Annotated in this window: 7 protein-coding genes; 1 reads left to right on the plus strand and 6 read right to left on the minus strand. The window is 50.7% G+C overall.

The window, feature by feature from the left end; translation table 11 throughout:
- Positions 1-5: 5 nt before the first annotated feature.
- The 6 genes from H6585_01200 to H6585_01225 all read right to left on the minus strand — a co-directional run bounded on the left by H6585_01200 (position 6) and on the right by H6585_01225 (position 18813).
- The gene (locus tag H6585_01200) at positions 6-1073 is read right to left on the minus strand and encodes an RluA family pseudouridine synthase (GenBank protein ID MCB9446944.1); all 1068 of its coding nucleotides are present in this window, start codon (positions 1071-1073) and stop codon (positions 6-8) included.
- Positions 1070-2884 carry a T9SS type A sorting domain-containing protein gene (locus H6585_01205; GenBank protein MCB9446945.1) on the minus strand — a complete coding sequence of 605 codons (1815 nt, stop codon included), beginning with the start codon at positions 2882-2884 and terminating at the stop codon, positions 1070-1072. Before H6585_01205 ends, H6585_01200 begins: the two co-directional genes overlap by 4 nt.
- Positions 2881-3720, minus strand: a complete 840-nt coding sequence (locus H6585_01210; protein MCB9446946.1) for a PASTA domain-containing protein — start codon at positions 3718-3720, stop codon at positions 2881-2883. The genes H6585_01205 and H6585_01210 overlap by 4 nt, the downstream gene beginning before the upstream one ends.
- Positions 3721-3729: 9 nt before the next feature.
- Entirely contained in the window at positions 3730-6402 is a 2673-nt protein-coding gene (locus tag H6585_01215) for a D-alanine--D-alanine ligase (protein MCB9446947.1), read from the minus strand.
- Positions 6403-6541: 139 nt separating this feature from the next.
- Positions 6542-7135: a non-canonical purine NTP diphosphatase gene (locus tag H6585_01220; GenBank protein ID MCB9446948.1), complete on the minus strand. Its 594-nt coding sequence runs from the start codon at positions 7133-7135 to the stop codon at positions 6542-6544.
- Between the two features lie 41 nt (positions 7136-7176).
- Complete coding sequence (locus H6585_01225; GenBank protein ID MCB9446949.1) at positions 7177-18813, minus strand: PKD domain-containing protein; 11637 nt, start codon at positions 18811-18813, stop codon at positions 7177-7179.
- Between the two features lie 217 nt (positions 18814-19030).
- Here H6585_01225 and H6585_01230 point away from each other — a divergent pair, with 217 nt between their 5' ends.
- Positions 19031-19867: an ABC transporter permease gene (locus tag H6585_01230; protein MCB9446950.1), complete on the plus strand. Its 837-nt coding sequence runs from the start codon at positions 19031-19033 to the stop codon at positions 19865-19867.
- The last annotated feature ends 44 nt before the right edge of the window (positions 19868-19911 follow it).

Genomic DNA, 19911 nt, shown 5'->3' on the forward strand with positions numbered 1-19911 from the left:
GCTTCTTATCCGTCAACCTCGTCCTGGTCGCCCGTGGAGGCACCTGTGTAGCGTTGCCATTTTCCCAATACCTGTGTCATATCGTCCGGTAGTTCGCTGTCGAAAAAAAGTTTCTTGCCGGTGGTGGGATGTGTGAAGCCCAGTGAACGGGCATGGAGGGCGTGGCGTGGCAGCAGGGTGAAGCAGTTCTCAATGAATTGCCTGTATTTGTTGAAAGTGGTTCCCTTGAGGATGCGGTTTCCTCCGTATGTGTCGTCATTGAAAAGCGGATGCCCGGTGTATTGCATATGTACACGGATCTGGTGGGTTCGGCCGGTTTCGAGTTTGCATTCCACCAGGGTCACATAGCGAAAACGTTCCAGCACCTTCCAGTGGGTGACGGCGTGTTTGCCCTGGTCGCCTTCGGGAAATACGGTTACGATCTTGCGGTCCTTCAGGCTTCTGCCCAGGTTACCGGTGATGGTACCTGCATCTTCTTCAAAATCGCCCCATACCAGGGCGGTGTAGGTTCTATCGATTGTACGGTCAAAGAATTGCTTGGCCAGCTTGGTCATGGCCATTTCATTCTTGGCGATCACCATCAGGCCGGTGGTATTCTTGTCAAGTCTGTGCACCAGGCCGGGCCTTGCTTCATCGGCATCCATGCTTGGCAGGTTTTGAAAGTGATGGACCAATGCATTGACGAGGGTTCCGGTATAGTTGCCGTGTCCGGGGTGCACCACCATTCCGGCGGCTTTGTTGATCACTACCACATCCGCATCTTCATACACAATGTTGAGGGGCAGGTTCTCGGGTTTCAGTTCCCGGTCACGCGGCGGGTGGGCCAGTACGATGGAGACCACATCCCCCGGTTTGACCTTATAGTTGGATTTGATGGATTGCTGATTAACCAGGATGTTGCCCGCTGAAGCTGCAGATTGGATCTTGCTTCGACTGGTGTTTTCCAGCCGGTTCATCAGGTACTTGTCAATCCGCAGCAGTTCCTGGCCCTTGTCCACCTCGAACCGGTGGTGTTCATAAAACTCCCGTTCTTCGGTGTCGTCTCCTGTCAGAAAATCTTCCAATCGCTTCAGTTTATTTTGATGAACCGGCTTTGTTTCACCTCACCGGTGTCATCACGCTTCAGGCGGATGAAGAAAATGCCATCCGGCAGTTCCGCAATGTCAATGGGTTGGTGGTTGTACGTGTTTGCCAGGATACTCCGGCCTGCCACATCCGTGATTTCATAGCTGGCATTTGTCTGGTTCGGCCAGTCGGAGGAGATATTCAGTTGTGTACTAGCGGGATTGGGAAAAACCAGCAGTCCGTTCAGGGTTGTGGCTTCGTTGGGTTTGATACCCGTATGGGGCAGCGAATCTCCGAAGACGGGCCGTATCATCCAGCTACCGGCAATCTGTGATTTGCTCCAGTTACCGGTTGTATTGAAGAACATGCGATCGTTCGACAGGTTATTGCGATCCAGGCCGAGGTTCAGGAGATCTGTTGTTACCTGCACCCATCCCACGAAGAAAGTGCCTGTTATCTGGATGGCTGAGTCGAGGACGTATGTATGGAATTTGTTCAGGCTGTCTGTATACGTTGGTCGGTTTCCTGTTTCCTGATAAATGATGTTACCAGGTTCGTTTTCGCCATCCCACACCGTAAGCTTGAATGAGATGCCGCTCACGTTGTTGATCATCTGGTTCCAATACATCTGCACCCCGCGCAGGGTATCCGGGATCTGGGTGGTGAATTTATAGGCAATGCGACCTCCGACGGCATTCAGACCGTACCCGTTTTCGGCGGTTCCGTCATCATAGGCATAATAGTTATAGAGGTGGATGTTTTCCCGTACGGTATCATTGTCAATGATGAGGTCATTGTAATTCCCTTTGAAACAGGTGACGGTGAAATCGGCGCTGTCTTTGCCGTTATCGGGGAATGTGAAGTTGACCGGCATTTTGTAGGTCAGCATTCCTTTTGATGTGATGAGGTTACCACCTACCGGGTAGGTTTTGACGGCGTTTCCGCCTGCGTCACGAATATTGGCCCCGATGTCAATGAGGGCCAGCGTATCTTTCAGGTTGCGAACCGGTATATAAGCGGTATCGGCCATCATGGCAATCGGGTTGTCGCGGTAATGTTTCCACGGAACGGAGCTGTAATCTTTTAGAAAGGATGTGGGTCTGGCGGTCCACCCGATGTCGTTGGCCAGGGTATCACCCGGTCCTTGCGGGATGTACAGATATACATAATCAATGTGCCAATGGTCGATGTTGCCTGATAGCGTTGCATAGTTGCGGAACCGGAAGCGGAATCCCTTTTCAAAGTATTTGGCGTCTTTGATGGTGAGAATCACTTTATGGAAACTGTGGATGCTCGTATCATTACCTGCTTTCATCCACACCGTGTGCCAGTCGACCCCGGGCGTGGAGAACTGCAGCAGCAGCGAATCATTGTTTTCCGGGGCATTGCCTCGCCCGGTAGGCTGGTAGTAGAAGCTGAAGAATGCAGAGTCGCCGGGCACCAGTGTATCCATGGCGATGGGCAGCGAGGTGAGTGTGTCGGCGGAGCCGTGTGAGGTGGGGTTTGTGAAGTCGTAAGGCTTCCCTTTGGCATCCAGTCCGTCGAAAGTGGCCATTCCGAATGTGATGGGATCGTAGCCATATTCGGGGTTGATGAACACCGAGGCATCACTCCAACGAAGGGATGACGGGCGGGAACTTTGCTGAGAGAAATCATCAACAAAAGGCAGCGGCAATGTGTCGTTGACATGCAGCCGCATGGAATTCGCAGGCGGTTCCTGTTGCAAGGCGGGATTCACATCCAGATTCATCAGCACTTCCTGGCCGAATAGTTCCGCCGGTAACCACAATGCCAGGCATATGAAAATCAGTTGTTTCATTCCGGGTTTTCTGTATCGGTTAGGGTGGAATCGGAGGGTGCCGGCATTTTTACGGAAGGTACTTTGCTGGCATTGTTGGTATAGTAAACGTCCACCGATGACCCCTGGTAAACATTTAGGTCCCATGTGGGTTTTGGGGTTTGGTTGTAGATCACCGCCAGGGAAGTATCTGTGATCTCACCGTCCGGATCGGGTACGGTGGCACCCAGGTTGAGGAAATTGGCTTCCAGTTTTTCACGGGCTTGTTCGAGGGTCAAACCGTACAGCAGCGGAACAAATGTTTTTTCACTGGCGATTCCGCCACCGGCAACCAGCACGATGGAAGCACCGCGTGGCACAGAAGTGCCGGCCTTTATCGGTTTACCCCGGTATATTTGCTTCAGCACCGCATTTTTTTCAATGCTGGGAACGATCTGCACGGAATCAATGCGCAAGTCGTATGATGCCAGGATTGACTTTGCTTGTCGCAGGCTCAAACCGGCCAATTCGGGCATACGGATTCTTTCCGAGAGCTGTGCATTTACGGTGAGGTAAATCTTCCGGCCTTTCTTTACCCGGCTATCCGCCTTGGGGTTCTGATCGAGTACGGCTCCTTTTTTGGCAGACAGGTCAAATACCGAGTCGATGATCTCATACCCCACTTCTTTATCGGCAACGAATTCATCCAGGTTGTCGATGTTTACCCCTTTGAAGTCGGGTACGGCCACCGATGTGCCGTGAAACGTATAGCTGTCCAGCCATTTCATGGTTAACCAAAGCGATACTGCCGCAATCCCGGCCAGGATCAACAGGTTGATAAAAAACGCTTTGCTTGTGAGGAATCGGAACAATTGCACGGTTTGGTTTTATGCTTTTACTGGGTTGTTCATTTGGGTTCTGAGTGCCCCAAATTCCATAATTTTATCAATGAATTCAAATGGCTTGTACCCGTTGATGGCTGTTTGGTGAAAGATACATGTTGCCGGTGTCATGCCTGGCAACGAGTTCACTTCAACAAATATTACCTCCACCTTTCCATCTTTCCAGGTTCTTACAAAGGCATCGATTCTTGCATAACCTTGTATGTTCAGCAGGGAAGCCGCTTTTTCAAAAATCTCCCTCACCTGATCGGATATGGCTTGTCGTTTCTTCGGATCGGAGTTGTACCGCGCCGGTGTGATGTTCTGACCTTCACCTGCGAGGAATTTTTCTTCCAGGGAAAGCACATCTCCCTCGGTAAGTGCTTCAGAAGCCTCGAACACTTCGTAACGGATATGGCCGTCGCGATCCAGGTGCGTAAGCAATCCACCGGTAATTTCCAGGAAGTGGTCCGCACCTTCCTTGGAAATCAAGCTTTCCACAAGGAAGGTTTTCTTATGTGTGAACTCCGCGTGGTTGGTTACACCGAGCATTTTTGCATCGGAAGGCGAGATTTCATCCTCGCTGCGGAAGAACGTGCGTGCGTATGCTTCCAGTTGCTCCCGGTTTTTGATTTTGATCACGGCCGAACTGCAGCCGTCGTCCACCGGTTTGGCGATGAGGGGATAGTTGAATCCCTTTTCGATGTCCATCATCATGGCTGCCGGGTCGGCTGCCCATTCTTCTTTTTCCACCAGCCTGTGGTTGGCTACGAGGAAGCCATGTTCCCTGAGGATTTGGTTGGTTTTGTACTTGTCTATCGTAACCGAGGAACTTTCCGGGCCCGAACCGTTGTAGGGAAGCCCCAGTTTTTCCAGTTCCGCTTGTACTGCACCATCTTCTCCCGGGCGACCATGAAGCGCGATGAAGACGGCATCCACTTTTGACTTCAGCGTTTCATAGTTGATCTGCTTCGGCTCAAAATCGAATGCGTGGTGACTGAACTTACGGGTGACGCCGGAAGCCCGTTGGATGATATCCCTGATCACTTCATGGATATGGAAATGCGTGGCTTTTTCGCAGATGTCATCGGCATTGTCCTTCAACAAAATGTTGATCGGGATTTCGTAAAGGGCGTGGGCATTTTCATCCCCCGTGAGGAAAATGGGAACCGGGAGATAGGTACTGGAAGACGCCAGTTTTTCATATACGTTGCGTCCGCTTTCCACGGAAATGTGCCTTTCAGAAGAGTATCCTCCCAGGATGACCGCGATTTTTGTTTTTCCATCCTCCGCTGCTCTTTCGGCGGCCAGCAGTTCGTCCATTCTGTTCAGCAAGCCATCCAATACGCCGGTTTGGCGGAATGTCCGCTTCCTTTGTACGAGGGATGTTTGGATGATGTAGCTAAGGAATTGGGAGGGGTTAAGTCCGATTTCCGCTGCCTGGTGAAAGAAGAACGATGACGGCATCATGCCGGAGGTGGTGTTGGGATCGTTCAGAAATACGGTTCCCTCTTGTGTGATAAATCCGTCAATGCGGGCATACACATCAAAAAACAATGCATCGAACAGTTGTTCGCATGCCTGCCGGATGGCGTTGATCTGGTTTGTTGGCAGATCAATGGGTGTGATCTTGCGCGAAAGCCCGGGCAGGTATTTCGAACGGTAGTCGAACAGGTTGCCGCGCTTGCGTATTTCCGTTGGCGGTAATGCCATGGGTGCGCCATTCTCGTCTTGTATCACGATGCAGGAAAACTCGCGGCCCTCAATGAAAGCTTCGATCAGTACGTCTTCTTCACCATCCACACTTTCCAGGGTTGCGGGGGTGTTATTTTCATCAAACCAGCTTGTGAGTGTTTTCAGCAATGCATCGGGATGGTGAATGATTTGTCGGTTGCAGAACAAGGGCAAACCCAGGTTTTCCCTGAAATCACAAAGGCGTTTGATATAGTGCACCTTATCCTGAATATCTTCCCACTCTTTCTTTTCGAGCTGCAGATAGAAAAAACTTTTGTCGAGTGCTTTTTGAAAGGCAACCGGATCATTTTCCATCAGGATGCTCACCCCGATGGAAGATCCCTGCCGGGCTGATTTCACCACCAGGGGGAAGCCCACTTTTTCTTCCGCTTCCCTGAACAAATCTGTTTTTTGCCCGCGCCAGGATTCCCTGCTTACCTGCATGTATCGGGGTGATGGAAAACCGGCGGTGTCCATCCATTTGCGTTGAGCCACCTTGTCGATTGCGATGGAAGATGGAAGGATGCCCGAACCGGTATAGGGAATGCCCAGGTATTCGAGCATGCCCTGAATCCTGCCGTCTTCGCCATATGTGCCGTGCAAACACAGGAAGGCGATGTCCATGTGATCCGCCAGTTGTTCGGGGGCGATATGTTTACCCAATTTGTCTGTGAGCGCACCATGGCTGTGTTCCGTAATGCTTTCGGCGTATACCTGGAATCCATGGGCGGACTCCGGTACCATGTCAGAGGGTGGGTAGAAATCGCGGATGCTGCCTTTGTATATGTAAGGCCATTCGAGCAGGATGAATCTTCCGAAGCTGTCAACAAATACCGGTACCGGTTCGAACAGGGATTTGTTCAAATTGTCATACACCGTTCGTCCGCCTGCGAAAGAAACTTCCCTTTCCCTGGACGCACCACCGAAAATAATTCCAACCCTGATTTTCATGCCGGTATACACCTGATTTGGCTTTGTGCAAATGTACTCAGACGGAGATTAACAACCTACCGAGTTTGTGGTTTGTCGTTTGTGGTTTGTCGTTTGCCCGTGTGCCATGGCTTTGGTGAAGGATGGCCATTCATCATGCGTCATTCGTAACCCGTAATTCTTTCAGGAATGCGGTCAGTTTTTCCACCGCCCTGGCACGATGGCTGATCTGATTCTTAGCGTCCATCGTCATTTCCGCAAAAGAAAAGGCATGGCCTTCCGGCTGAAAGATCGGGTCATATCCGAAACCCTTTTCTCCTTGTTTGTGTTCCAGGATGGTTCCATTCACTTTGCCTTCAAAGAGATGATGGTTGCTGTTCATGATCAGGGCAATAATCGTACGGAAGCATGCCGAGCGGTTGGTATGATCTTTCATTTCCTCCAGCACCCGCGCCATGTTGTCTTCGGCGCGGCATTCAGGTCCGGCATACCTGGCTGAGTATACGCCGGGTCTGCCATTCAGGCTTTCAATCTCCAGGCCGGTATCGTCTGCAAAGCAGTTGACCCCATACTTGTCGGCCACGTAACGGGCTTTTTCAAGTGCATTTTCTTCCAGTGTTTCGTGGGTTTCCGGTAGTTCTTCCCGGCAACCGATATCTGACAGGCTTCTGACGGTGACATCATCTCCCAGTTTCCGCCGGATCTCTTCCAGCTTGTTGAGGTTGTTGGTGGCAAATACAATTTCCATGGTACCAAAGGTACGCATCGTGTGAAAACACCTGACCGCGGTTATTTTCTAAGGAAATGTTTGTGGAGTACCTGGCTGCCGTAGGTAAGCTGGCAGGTGTAGAATCCTTTGGCAAAAGTACGTGCGCTGAACGTCAACCGGTTCAAACCGGCAGGCGCTTCACCGGCAAACACCTGGATCATTTGCTTGCCGTCGGCGTAGTAGATGGTCAGTGTCACGTCTCCCTCGGTAGGCAGGATGAAGTCGAGATGTACCTCATCATCTGCCGGGTTCGGATACGGATTCAGCAGCAGGGGTTGCTGTTCATCTGCCGGGCATTGAATGTTGTTGGACGGAACGTCATCCGTTTCTCCGTTCGGGTTTTGCGCCTCTGCACATATATACGAGAAGGTACCTGATGGAGGCAATTCCAGTGCGCTTACGAATGTATAGTGAACCAGTTCGCCTGTTTGTATCAGACCGGTCCATTGTTCCCGGATGGAGTGACCATTGTCTGTGCGCAACAGCAAGTCGGCGCTGGTGATGTCCCTCGTACCGAAGTTCACCATATCTACCGATACGCTGACGTATCCGCCGGATGTGGTGGTATAAACCTTCACAACGGCCAGGTCGAGGATGGGCTGCATCACCTTGATCGATTTTGAAATGGAATCGAGGCAACCATAGGTGTCAATTGCAATCAGTTGGATGTTGTAGATCCGGATGTCGGAGAATGTGTGGCTTGGGTCGCTTTGTTTGCTGGTGCCGCTGTCGCCAAAGTTCCACAGGTAGTTAACTGCGCCAGCACTTGTATTGGTGAAGTTCACCTTCAGCGGTGGTGCGCCGTAGGTGGGATCGAATGTGAAGTCGGGTGATGGGGGTCCATGGATTTCCACCTGTTGGGTTGTACTGCCCACACAACCGGCGGAGGAAGTTACTTCCAGCATCACATCATACCGGCCGGAATCCGCTACCGTAAATGTGGCCTGGTCTCCGGTGGCTGTGCCATGTCCTTCAAAGACCCAGTTGAAATCAACCAGGCTGTCATATGCCACATAGCTGGAATCTTGCAGGGTGAATGTTTCCCCCATACAAAAATCGGTTCCACTGAAATAGGCAGTGGGTAATTCATGGATCACCACATTTTCCCGGAGGGTGTCGGTGCATCCGCTGTTGGCGGTTACAATCAATGTTACCTCGTATTCACCGGCCTGGTCATACAGGTACACTGGGCTCGCATTGGTGCTGCCCGGTTTTCCGTCTCCGAATGTCCATGTACGTCCTGTGGATGTCCATGGGAAAGGGATGATTGAAATGTCGGCAAACTGGATGATCTCACCGTCACATACCTCGCTGTGTTCAAAGGCGGCTTCCGGTGAGGGTCTGACCGTTACTTTACCATATGTGGTGTCTTTGCAGTTGGCATTTGTGGTCGCAATCAATTGCACGGAGAATATTGAGTCCAATCCGTACACATGCACCGGGTCGGAACCTGTTCCCGTGTTGCCGTCGCCAAAGCTCCATTCCCAACCGGTAACAGGGTCGTCTCCCCGGTAATTCTGGCTCTGGTCGTGGAATTGAGTAGGACCATTTTCGCATGCAAACAGCGATTGAAAATGTGCCAGCGGGTTGGGGTATACTAGCACCGAGTCCAGGTAATCTCCGGTACATCCGGTATTGGTTACCACATGCAGGGAGATGTGATGCCATCCTGTATCCGCATACATGTGATTCGGGTTGATATTTGTACTGGTGCTTCCGTCACCGAAATCCCATTGCCATATGTTAATTGCATCCGGGGGTGAGACACTCGAAAGGTCTGAGAATGATGTGCTCTGATTCTCGCAGGTTTGGGTGGATGAGAACAGGGTGAACGGAGCTTTTCCGATGATGCTGTCTACCACCACGGTGTCTCTTGCCACGCATCCGTTGATGTTAACAGCTTCCAGCCAGTAAGATCCTGTGGTTTGAACCGTCATGCCTTTGGTGGTGGAACCGTCTGACCACATGTATTGGGTAACGTTGTCTCCGCCGATCTGGATAAAGAGTTCATTGCCGGAGCAGAAGTTGGTGTCGGGGCCGAGTGACATGATGGCCGGGAATGAATCCATTTGTAAAGTAAGGGTATCCAGGTAGTGGCATCCCAGTGTATCGTACATGTCTGCCACGTATGTTCCCGGTCCTGTGATCTGCAGGTTTCTGGTGGTGTCGCCGGTATTCCAGGTATAGTCGTAAATGGGATCCAGTTCCAGGTCCCAGGTAATGGTGTCTCCAAAACAGAATGCGGATACGTTTGGCTTGATGTGATGCGTAAATTGCACCTCTACGGTATCACGGGATGTGTGTGCGTAAGGATTTTGTACTTCTACCCAGTACGTGCCGGAAGCATTTATTTTGATGGATTGCGTGGTGTCTCCTGTGCTCCATAGGTAAGAAGCATATCCGGCTCCGGCGTCCAGTGTGGTGTCACAGAAACCATAGACGATGTTGATGTCGGATCCAAGTGTAACGTCAGGTATGACATTGGCAGGAAAGTATCGTTTCCGGAGGTAATTTTCCACCTGGTATCTTTCATCGGAAGAGAGCCTTCTGTCGTAGAGGATGATCTCGATGATCTCTCCGTTGAAGTTGGACCCGCCTCCGTTCCACCGTCCGAGTGTATACCCGTCGGCGGCATGAGTAGAAGTGCTGTTAGTGTTTGTTCCTTCGGCAAAACCGTCTTTGAAGAATCGGGCCTTGGGGGTAGAATCGTTGCTGCTGACCACGGTGATGATATCGTAATCGGTAGTTGCCACGGCGTTGTTGAACATGCCTTGTCCACCGCCCCCAACGGCCCAATGGGAATACTTACCGGAAGCATTGCCTGAAATGCTGAAGTTGGCGGAAGTTCCGGCCGGTGCATTCTGGAAGATCCAGTTGTAGCTTTTGTGCGCCCTGATGCGCGACACCATGAAGAAGGTATACTTGGTGATGCCACCCAGGGCACCAGTACCGGTCATGAAATCATTTGTTCCATCGAACCGAATGGAAGGATGGTTATTGACCCCTGGTTCGGCGGGTATGTATAGAGGTTTGCTTGCATCGGTTGCTTGTGATGCATTGCGTCCGTTTCCAGACCTGTCGAAGATGGTGGAGACGGTATCGTTTGTTTGAGCCACCGAATCGGACCTCAACCAGAGGGCTATTCCAGGAATGAGATCAGGAGAAACAATAGAGAAAGATGAAGAAGCCGACCAGTTTGAGTGATTGGTGCCGTCGAAGAACCGTACTTTCCAATAGTAAGATCCACCGGGTAGAACAGCCGTATAATCAGGGTTGTTCAGGGAACTGTCTCGCAGGACCGTTGAAGTAAAAGCAGGATCATCAGCGATGAACAGATCATAACTTGAACCGCAGGGACTTGTTTGCCAGGAAAGAGAGACACTTTCAGGATCTTCAAAGCCGTAAGGGGGTGTATACAGCAGTGGTGTTTGAGTAGCAAGGTCCGTAATGTCGATGTTGTAATCGGTGGAGTCTTTACATCCGAAATGTGTAGAGATCACATGATGGATGTTGAAGTTTCCTTGTGAAGAGAAAGAATGAACGGTGTCTTTACCGGTAGCCATGTTGCCATCGCCGAAGTCCCAGCTCCATAGGATGATGTTGTCCAGGGAGTCGGTTTGAGCGAAAGCCGAACAAGGCAGCGGCGCATTCATGCATGTGAACCCAACGGAAATGGAATCGATGACAGGAGGTTTTGCGACATACACCTGTTTGGTGAACGGAGCTGCACACCCCGAGTCGGTGGTTACAGTGAGTGTCACCAGGAAGGTGCCCGATGTACCATACGCATGAATCGGCGAACCAATGGTATCTGTGTTACCATCACCGAAATCCCAGTTCCAGTTCACGATGTTGCTGGGATCGTTCGGATGAGATTGGTCTGTGAATGGGGTTGGCATACCCAGACAAACCGTATCCGTTGAAAAGGAAGAGGTGGGTGCTGTTCCGTTTACCGTTACCGCAATGGTGTCTCTGGCTATGCATCCGAGCGAGTCATGAACTTCCACCCAGAAATTTCCACTTGTTGTTAGCACCAGCGTATCATGGGTGCCACCCGTACTCCATAAGTAAACAACGGCCTGATCGTAGCCGGAAATCAAACCAATGCTGTTACCGCTGCAGAGGGTTGTGTCATTTCCCAGGCGTGTATGACTGGGAAAGCTATCCATTACAAATGTGAGTGTGTCTGAATAGGTAACACATCCGTTGGAATCGGTGATCTCGGTAAAGTAGCTACCCGGTACCGATGTGGTGAGAACCTGACTTGTGCTTCCGTTGCTCCAGTTGAAGGTATAGTTACCGGTCAGGTTCGGATTCCAGGTGATGCTGTCTCCCTGGCAGAATTGGAGCTGGGCTGGCATCTGAATGGCCGGGAATGTAACTGTGATGGAGTCCCTCGAAGTATGTCCGTAATCGTTTGTCGCACTTACCCAGTAGGTGCCGGTTTGGTATGCCTGTATGGATTGTGATGTTTCTCCCGTGCTCCAGAGGTAAGTGATAAACCCTGATCCGGCATCCAATGTAGTATCGCAATATCCATATGCTACGTTTACATCCTGACCCAGGTTTACATCCGGTTCAAGTGTAGAAGGGAAGTATCGGTTTCTGAGGTAATTTTCTACCTGATAGCGTTGCTCGTCGGAAAGCAAAGTATCATAAATAATGATCTCTGCAATTTCACCATTGAAGTTGGAACCTCCGCCGTTCCACTGCCCAATGGTGTATCCCGCTGCACTGTGCGTGGTTGTGGCGTTGGTATTCGAACCGGTGGCAATACCGTCGGTGTAAAACCTGGTTTTGGGTATTGAATCGTTGGATGATACCATCGAAACGATGTGGAACTGATTGTCGACGGTGGTGCTGAAATTCGCACCGCCGCCTCCGCCTGTCGCCCAGTGGCTGTAGCGTTGAGTTCCTCTGCCTGCCAGGCTGAAACTGGTGGACACACCTGCGGGTGCATTTTGGTATATCCAGTTATAATCCTTGTGGGTCGTGATCTTTGAAACGATGAAAAAGGAGTAATTTTTCATGTAACCCAACGATGCAGTACCGGTCATGTATTGATTGCTACCGTTGAATACAACCGACGGGTGGTTGTTGATGCTGGCAACCGAGGGATTTACCAACGGACGATTGCCCAGTAAAGTCTGCATGGCATCATAGCTGTTCCCGCTCCGGTCGAAGACCGCATTCACCGTATCTGATGATAGGGAGAGGGAGTCTGACCTGAGCCACAGGGTAAGTCCGGGAATGGTAAGCGGATCGGTAATATGAAATACTGACGCGGCTGACCATGGCGACAGGGATGTGCCGTCCGAGTAACGTACTTTCCAGTAGTATGTGCCCGGTGCAAGCGGCACCGAAACGAACGTGCTTGTTAGTGAGTCATTGAAGTACGCACTGTCTGCAAATGTTACATCTGTTGAGACCCACACCTGGTATATGTCCAGACATGGGTTTTGTTCCCATTGAAGGTTAACCGGGCTGAATGCATTGTAGTTGTAAGGCGGCTGAACTAAACCGGGTACGGTGGCGGTGATATCCGTGATTTCAATGGCCCGCGACATCGAGTCTGAACATCCAAACACGGTTGCTACCTGCAATTGTGGTGTGAATGACCCGCTGGTGGCATATGTGTGTACGGTGTCTTGTTGTGATGATACAAATCCGTCTCCGAATGTCCACAACCATGTGTTGATGGCATCTACGGAGTCTTTTGAGGCCCAGCCGTTAAAGGTGGTTTGCGTACCGCTGCAAAGATTCATTATGGCCAGTGAATCAATATATGCAGGTTGCGCAACATAAACGGTTTTCGAAGTCAACCCGGCACATCCCGAGTCGGTGGTTACGGTGAGTGTCACATTGAAAGTTCCTTTTGAAGCGAAGGTGTGTTGCGGATTCTGCACCGAATCGGTAGATGCATCACCGAAATCCCATTGCCATGAATCGATGTTGCTGGCATCGGTAGAGTAGGACAGGTCTGCGAAGGTAGTTGGTAGTCCCAGGCAGACGGTATCAGCGGAGAAAGCGGCAGCCGGGGCAGATCCGTTGATGGTGATGTCGATGGTGTCTGATGCGATGCAACCGGCGGTATCGGTCACCTGGACCCAGAAAGTACCCGAAGCTGTGGGCACGATTGTGTCGTTTGTACTTGCGGAACTCCAGAGATAAGATGCCACCAACTCATCGCCCATTTTGAGTGCGATGAAGTTGCCGTTACAGATGGCGGTATCAGGTCCCAGGGAGATGAAGTTGGGGAAAGAATCCACGGTAAAAGCGATGGTATCGGAAGTGACAGTGCACCCGTTTGAATCGGAGATATCCACCCATGCATCCCCCGGCACCGAGAAGAACACCTGTTCGGAGGTTCGTGCATCGCTCCAGAGGTAGGTATAGTCACCGGATAGGTTCGGGTTGAACAGGACACTGTCGTTCAAACAAATGGAAGAAGTTGCGGGGTAATTCAGAGAAGGGAATGTAACGTTGATGGAATCGGAAGAAGCATGCCCGAAAGTATCTGTGACCATGACCGAGTATGAACCGGAAGCATTGACCTGAATGGATTGGGTTGTTTCGCCCGTGTTCCAGAGGTAAGAGACATAGTTGCTTCCGGCATCCAGCGTGGTGTCACAGAAACCGTAAGAGAGGTTGATGTCAGTACCCAGGTCGACATCAGCGACGTACTGAGCTGGGAAGTAACGGTACCTGAGGTAATTTTCAACTTGTTGTCTTTCATCGGAAGAGAGCCTTCTGTCGTAGAGGATGATCTCGATGATCTCTCCGTTGAAGTTGGACCCGCCTCCGTTCCACCGTCCGAGTGTATACCCGTCGGCGGCATGAGTAGAAGTGCTGTTAGTGTTTGTTCCTTCGGCAAAACCGTCTTTGAAGAATCGGGCCTTGGGGGTAGAATCGTTGCTGCTGACCACGGTGATGATATCGTAATCGGTAGTTGCCACGGCGTTGTTGAACATGCCTTGTCCACCGCCCCCAACGGCCCAATGAGAGTACTTACCGGAAGCATTGCCTGAAATGCTGAAGTTGGCGGAAGTTCCGGCCGGTGCATTCTGGAAGATCCAGTTGTAGCTTTTGTGCGCCCTGATGCGCGACACCATGAAGAAGGTATACTTGGTGATGCCACCCAGGGCACCAGTACCGGTCATGAAATCATTTGTTCCATCGAACCGAATGGAAGGATGGTTATTGACCCCTGGTTCGGCGGGTATGTATAGAGGTTTGCTTGCATCGGTTGCTTGTGATGCATTGCGTCCGTTTCCAGACCTGTCGAAGATGGTGGAGACGGTATCGTTGGATCGTGCGACCGAATCGGACCTCAACCAGAGGGCTATTCCAGGAATGAGATCAGGAGAAACAATAGAGAAAGATGAAGAAGCCGACCAGTTTGAGTGATTGGTGCCGTCGAAGAACCGTACTTTCCAATAGTAAGATCCACCGGGTAGAACAGCCGTATAATCAGGGTTGTTCAGGGAACTGTCTCGCAGGACCGTTGAAGTAAAAGCAGGATCATCAGCGATGAACAGATCATAACTTGAACCGCAGGGACTTGTTTGCCAGGAAAGAGAGACACTTTCAGGATCTTCAAAGCCGTAAGGGGGTGTATACAGCAGCGGTGTTTGAGTAGCAAGGTCCGTAATGTCGATGTTGTAATCGGTGGAGTCTTTACATCCGAAATGTGTAGAGATCACATGATGGATGTTGAAGTTTCCTTGTGAAGAGAAAGAATGAACGGTGTCTTTACCGGTAGCCTGGTTGCCATCGCCGAAGTCCCAGCTCCATAGGATGATGTTGTCCAGGGAGTCGGTTTGAGCGAAAGCCGAACAAGGCAGCGGCGCATTCATGCATGTGAACCCAACGGAAATGGAATCGATGCCGGGAGTTTTTGCCACATACACCTGTTTGGTGAACGGAGCTGCACACCCTGAGTCGGTGGTTACGGTGAGCGTCACCAGGAAGGTGCCCGATGTACCATACGCATGAATCGGCGAACCAATGGTATCCGTGTTACCATCACCGAAATCCCATTGCCATGAATCGATGTTGCTGGCATCGGTAGAGTAGGACAGGTCTGCGAAGGTAGTTGGTAGTCCCAGGCAGACGGTATCAGCGGAGAAAGCGGCAGCCGGGGCAGATCCGTTGATGGTGATGTCGATGGTGTCTGATGCGATGCAACCGGCGGTATCGGTCACCTGGACCCAGAAAGTACCCGAAGCTGTGGGCACGATTGTGTCGTTTGTACTTGCGGAACTCCAGAGATAAGATGCCACCAACTCATCGCCCATTTTGAGTGCGATGAAGTTGCCGTTACAGATGGCGGTATCAGGTCCCAGGGAGATGAAGTTGGGGAAAGAATCCACGGTAAAAGCGATGGTATCGGAAGTGACAGTGCACCCGTTTGAATCGGAGATATCCACCCATGCATCCCCCGGCACCGAGAAGAACACCTGTTCGGAGGTTCGTGCATCGCTCCAGAGGTAGGTATAGTCACCGGATAGGTTCGGGTTGAACAGGACACTGTCGTTCAAACAAATGGAAGAAGTTGCGGGGTAATTCAGAGAAGGGAATGTAACGTTGATGGAATCGGAAGAAGCATGCCCGAAAGTATCTGTGACCATGACCGAGTATGAACCGGAAGCATTGACCTGAATGGATTGGGTTGTTTCGCCCGTGTTCCAGAGGTAAGAGACATAGTTGCTTCCGGCATCCAGCGTGGTGTCACAGAAACCGTAAGAGAGGTTGATGTCAGTACCCAGGTCGACATCAGCGACGTACTGAGCTGGGAAGTAACGGTACCTGAGGTAATTTTCAACTTGTTGTCTTTCATCGGAAGAGAGCCTTCTGTCGTAGAGGATGATCTCGATGATCTCTCCGTTGAAGTTGGACCCGCCTCCGTTCCACCGTCCGAGTGTATACCCGTCGGCGGCATGAGTAGAAGTGCTGTTAGTGTTTGTTCCTTCGGCAAAACCGTCTTTGAAGAATCGGGCCTTGGGGGTAGAATCGTTGCTGCTGACCACGGTGATGATATCGTAATCGGTAGTTGCCACGGCGTTGTTGAACATGCCTTGTCCACCGCCCCCAACGGCCCAATGAGAGTACTTACCGGAAGCATTGCCTGAAATGCTGAAGTTGGCGGAAGTTCCGGCCGGTGCATTCTGGAAGATCCAGTTGTAGCTTTTGTGCGCCCTGATGCGCGACACCATGAAGAAGGTATACTTGGTGATGCCACCCAGGGCACCAGTACCGGTCATGAAATCATTTGTTCCATCGAACCGAATGGAAGGATGGTTATTGACCCCTGGTTCGGCGGGTATGTATAGAGGTTTGCTTGCATCGGTTGCTTGTGATGCATTGCGTCCGTTTCCAGACCTGTCGAAGATGGTGGAGACGGTATCGTTGGATCGTGCGACCGAATCGGACCTCAACCAGAGGGCTATTCCAGGAATGAGATCAGGAGAAACAATAGAGAAAGATGAAGAAGCCGACCAGTTTGAGTGATTGGTGCCGTCGAAGAACCGTACTTTCCAATAGTAAGATCCACCGGGTAGAACAGCCGTATAATCAGGGTTGTTCAGGGAACTGTCTCGCAGGACCGTTGAAGTAAAAGCAGGATCATCAGCGATGAACAGATCATAACTTGAACCGCAGGGACTTGTTTGCCAGGAAAGAGAGACACTTTCAGGATCTTCAAAGCCGTAAGGGGGTGTATACAGCAGCGGTGTTTGAGTAGCAAGGTCCGTAATGTCGATGTTGTAATCGGTGGAGTCTTTACATCCGAAATGTGTAGAGATCACATGATGGATGTTGAAGTTTCCTTGTGAAGAGAAAGAATGAACGGTGTCTTTACCGGTAGCCTGGTTGCCATCGCCGAAGTCCCAGCTCCATAGGATGATGTTGTCCAGGGAGTCGGTTTGAGCGAAAGCCGAACAAGGCAGCGGCGCATTCATGCATGTGAACCCAACGGAAATGGAATCGATGCCGGGAGTTTTTGCCACATACACCTGTTTGGTGAACGGAGCTGCACACCCTGAGTCGGTGGTTACGGTGAGCGTCACCAGGAAGGTGCCCGATGTACCATACGCATGAATCGGCGAACCAATGGTATCCGTGTTACCATCACCGAAATCCCATTGCCATGAATCGATGTTGCTGGCATCGGTAGAGTAGGACAGGTCTGCGAAGGTAGTTGGTAGTCCCAGGCAGACGGTATCAGCGGAGAAAGCGGCAGCCGGGGCAGATCCGTTGATGGTGATGTCGATGGTGTCTGATGCGATGCAACCGGCGGTATCGGTCACCTGGACCCAGAAAGTACCCGAAGCTGTGGGCACGATTGTGTCGTTTGTACTTGCGGAACTCCAGAGATAAGATGCCACCAACTCATCGCCCATTTTGAGTGCGATGAAGTTGCCGTTACAGATGGCGGTATCAGGTCCCAGGGAGATGAAGTTGGGGAAAGAATCCACGGTAAAAGCGATGGTATCGGAAGTGACAGTGCACCCGTTTGAATCGGAGATATCCACCCATGCATCCCCCGGCACCGAGAAGAACACCTGTTCGGAGGTTCGTGCATCGCTCCAGAGGTAGGTATAGTCACCGGATAGGTTCGGGTTGAACAGGACACTGTCGTTCAAACAAATGGAAGAAGTTGCGGGGTAATTCAGAGAAGGGAATGTAACGTTGATGGAATCGGAAGAAGCATGCCCGAAAGTATCTGTGACCATGACCGAGTATGAACCGGAAGCATTGACCTGAATGGATTGGGTTGTTTCGCCCGTGTTCCAGAGGTAAGAGACATAGTTGCTTCCGGCATCCAGCGTGGTGTCACAGAAACCGTAAGAGAGGTTGATGTCAGTACCCAGGTCGACATCAGCGACGTACTGAGCTGGGAAGTAACGGTACCTGAGGTAATTTTCAACTTGTTGTCTTTCATCGGAAGAGAGCCTTCTGTCGTAGAGGATGATCTCGATGATCTCTCCGTTGAAGTTGGACCCGCCTCCGTTCCACCGTCCGAGTGTATACCCGTCGGCGGCATGAGTAGAAGTGCTGTTAGTGTTTGTTCCTTCGGCAAAACCGTCTTTGAAGAATCGGGCCTTGGGGGTAGAATCGTTGCTGCTGACCACGGTGATGATATCGTAATCGGTAGTTGCCACGGCGTTGTTGAACATGCCTTGTCCACCGCCCCCAACGGCCCAATGGGAATACTTACCGGCGGAGTTTCCTGAAATGCTGAAGTTGGCGGAAGTTCCAGCAGGTGCATTCTGGAAGATCCAGTTGTAGTTTTTGTGTGCCCTGATGCGCGACACCATGAAGAAGGTATACTTGGTGATGCCACCCAGGGCACCAGTACCGGTCATGAAATCATTGGAACCGTCGAACTTGATGGAAGGATGGTTATTGACCCCTGGCTCGGCGGGTATGTATAGAGGTTTGCTTGCATCGGTTGCTTGTGATGCATTGCGTCCGTTTCCAGACCTGTCAAAGATGGTGGAGACGGTATCGTTGGATCGTGCGACCGAATCGGAACGCAACCACAATTGCAGGTTGGAAAGCGAAGACGGCTCGGGAGGCGCCTGTCCTTTACAAATATGTCCTTGAAGAACGCAAAACAGCGCCGTGAGTAGGCATATTTTAATATGGCTCAACAAGATACAAGTGATTGATTTGATGTAAAAGTAGATAAATACATTTGTTTTAAGGACAAGGTCATTTGATGAACCCGGGATGCACCATCGGCATGACATTGATTTTCAGCCTGATCTTTATACGAACAAAGGGTGCCAGGGTTTTATTCGTTGCAGGAGTCCCGTACCATTTCCGGTTGGAATTCCTAGAATTGTATCTTTACCCGCTAATCATTGGTAGATGGAGGCCAAAAAAAGAGTCATTATTGAAGCATCAAAAGGAATCCCCAAACTTCACCTCCGGGAATTGCTTCAATACAAAGATCTTTTTCTCCTTCTAGCATACCGGGACTATCGTGTACGGTATGCGCAAACATTCCTTGGGCTTGCTTGGGTTGTTGTACAACCCTTGTTCACATTGTTGATTTTTGCGCTGGTATTCGGCCATGCCTTCCATATTGATACGGGCAACGTACCGTACCCTTTGTTTGCTATGTGTGGAATGTCGGCCTGGACCTATTTTGCCTTTATCCTGAACCAATCGGGCAATGCGATCATTGGCGCGCAGCACATTATTCAGAAAATATATTTTCCAAGGCTGATTATACCTTTTTCGAAAGTTGCAGTGGGAATGATCGATTTTCTGGTAACGCTTGTCTTCATCGCTGTGCTGTTGTTCATATACGCCATCAAACCCTCCCATCACCTTGTGTTTTTGCCCGTGTTTGTAGTGCTTACTGTCGTTTCAGCACTTGGTATGGGATTGTGGCTGAGTGCGATTACCGTTCGGTACAGGGATTTTCAGCATGTGGTTCCTTTTTTGGTGCAACTTGGGTTGTATATTTCCCCGGTTGCCTATCCCGCGGAAGTTGTGACCCAGTCTTTACCCGAATGGGCCACGGCGATTTATTTTCTGAACCCGGTTGCAGGTATTGTGGAAGGGTTCAGGTGGGCCATCCTTGGAACGGGTGCGCTTCATGTGTTTACCTATATATCATTTGGGATTACAGCATTTATTTTTGTGAGTGGACTTTATTTTTTCAAAAAGACAGAAAGGTTAATGGCTGACCTTATTTAGGTCTGTGAATGCATGCATCATGCCCATGGATGAAACATGTTTGG

The organism is Flavobacteriales bacterium (assembly GCA_020635855.1).
GTDB lineage: Bacteria > Bacteroidota > Bacteroidia > JACJYZ01 > JACJYZ01 > JACJYZ01.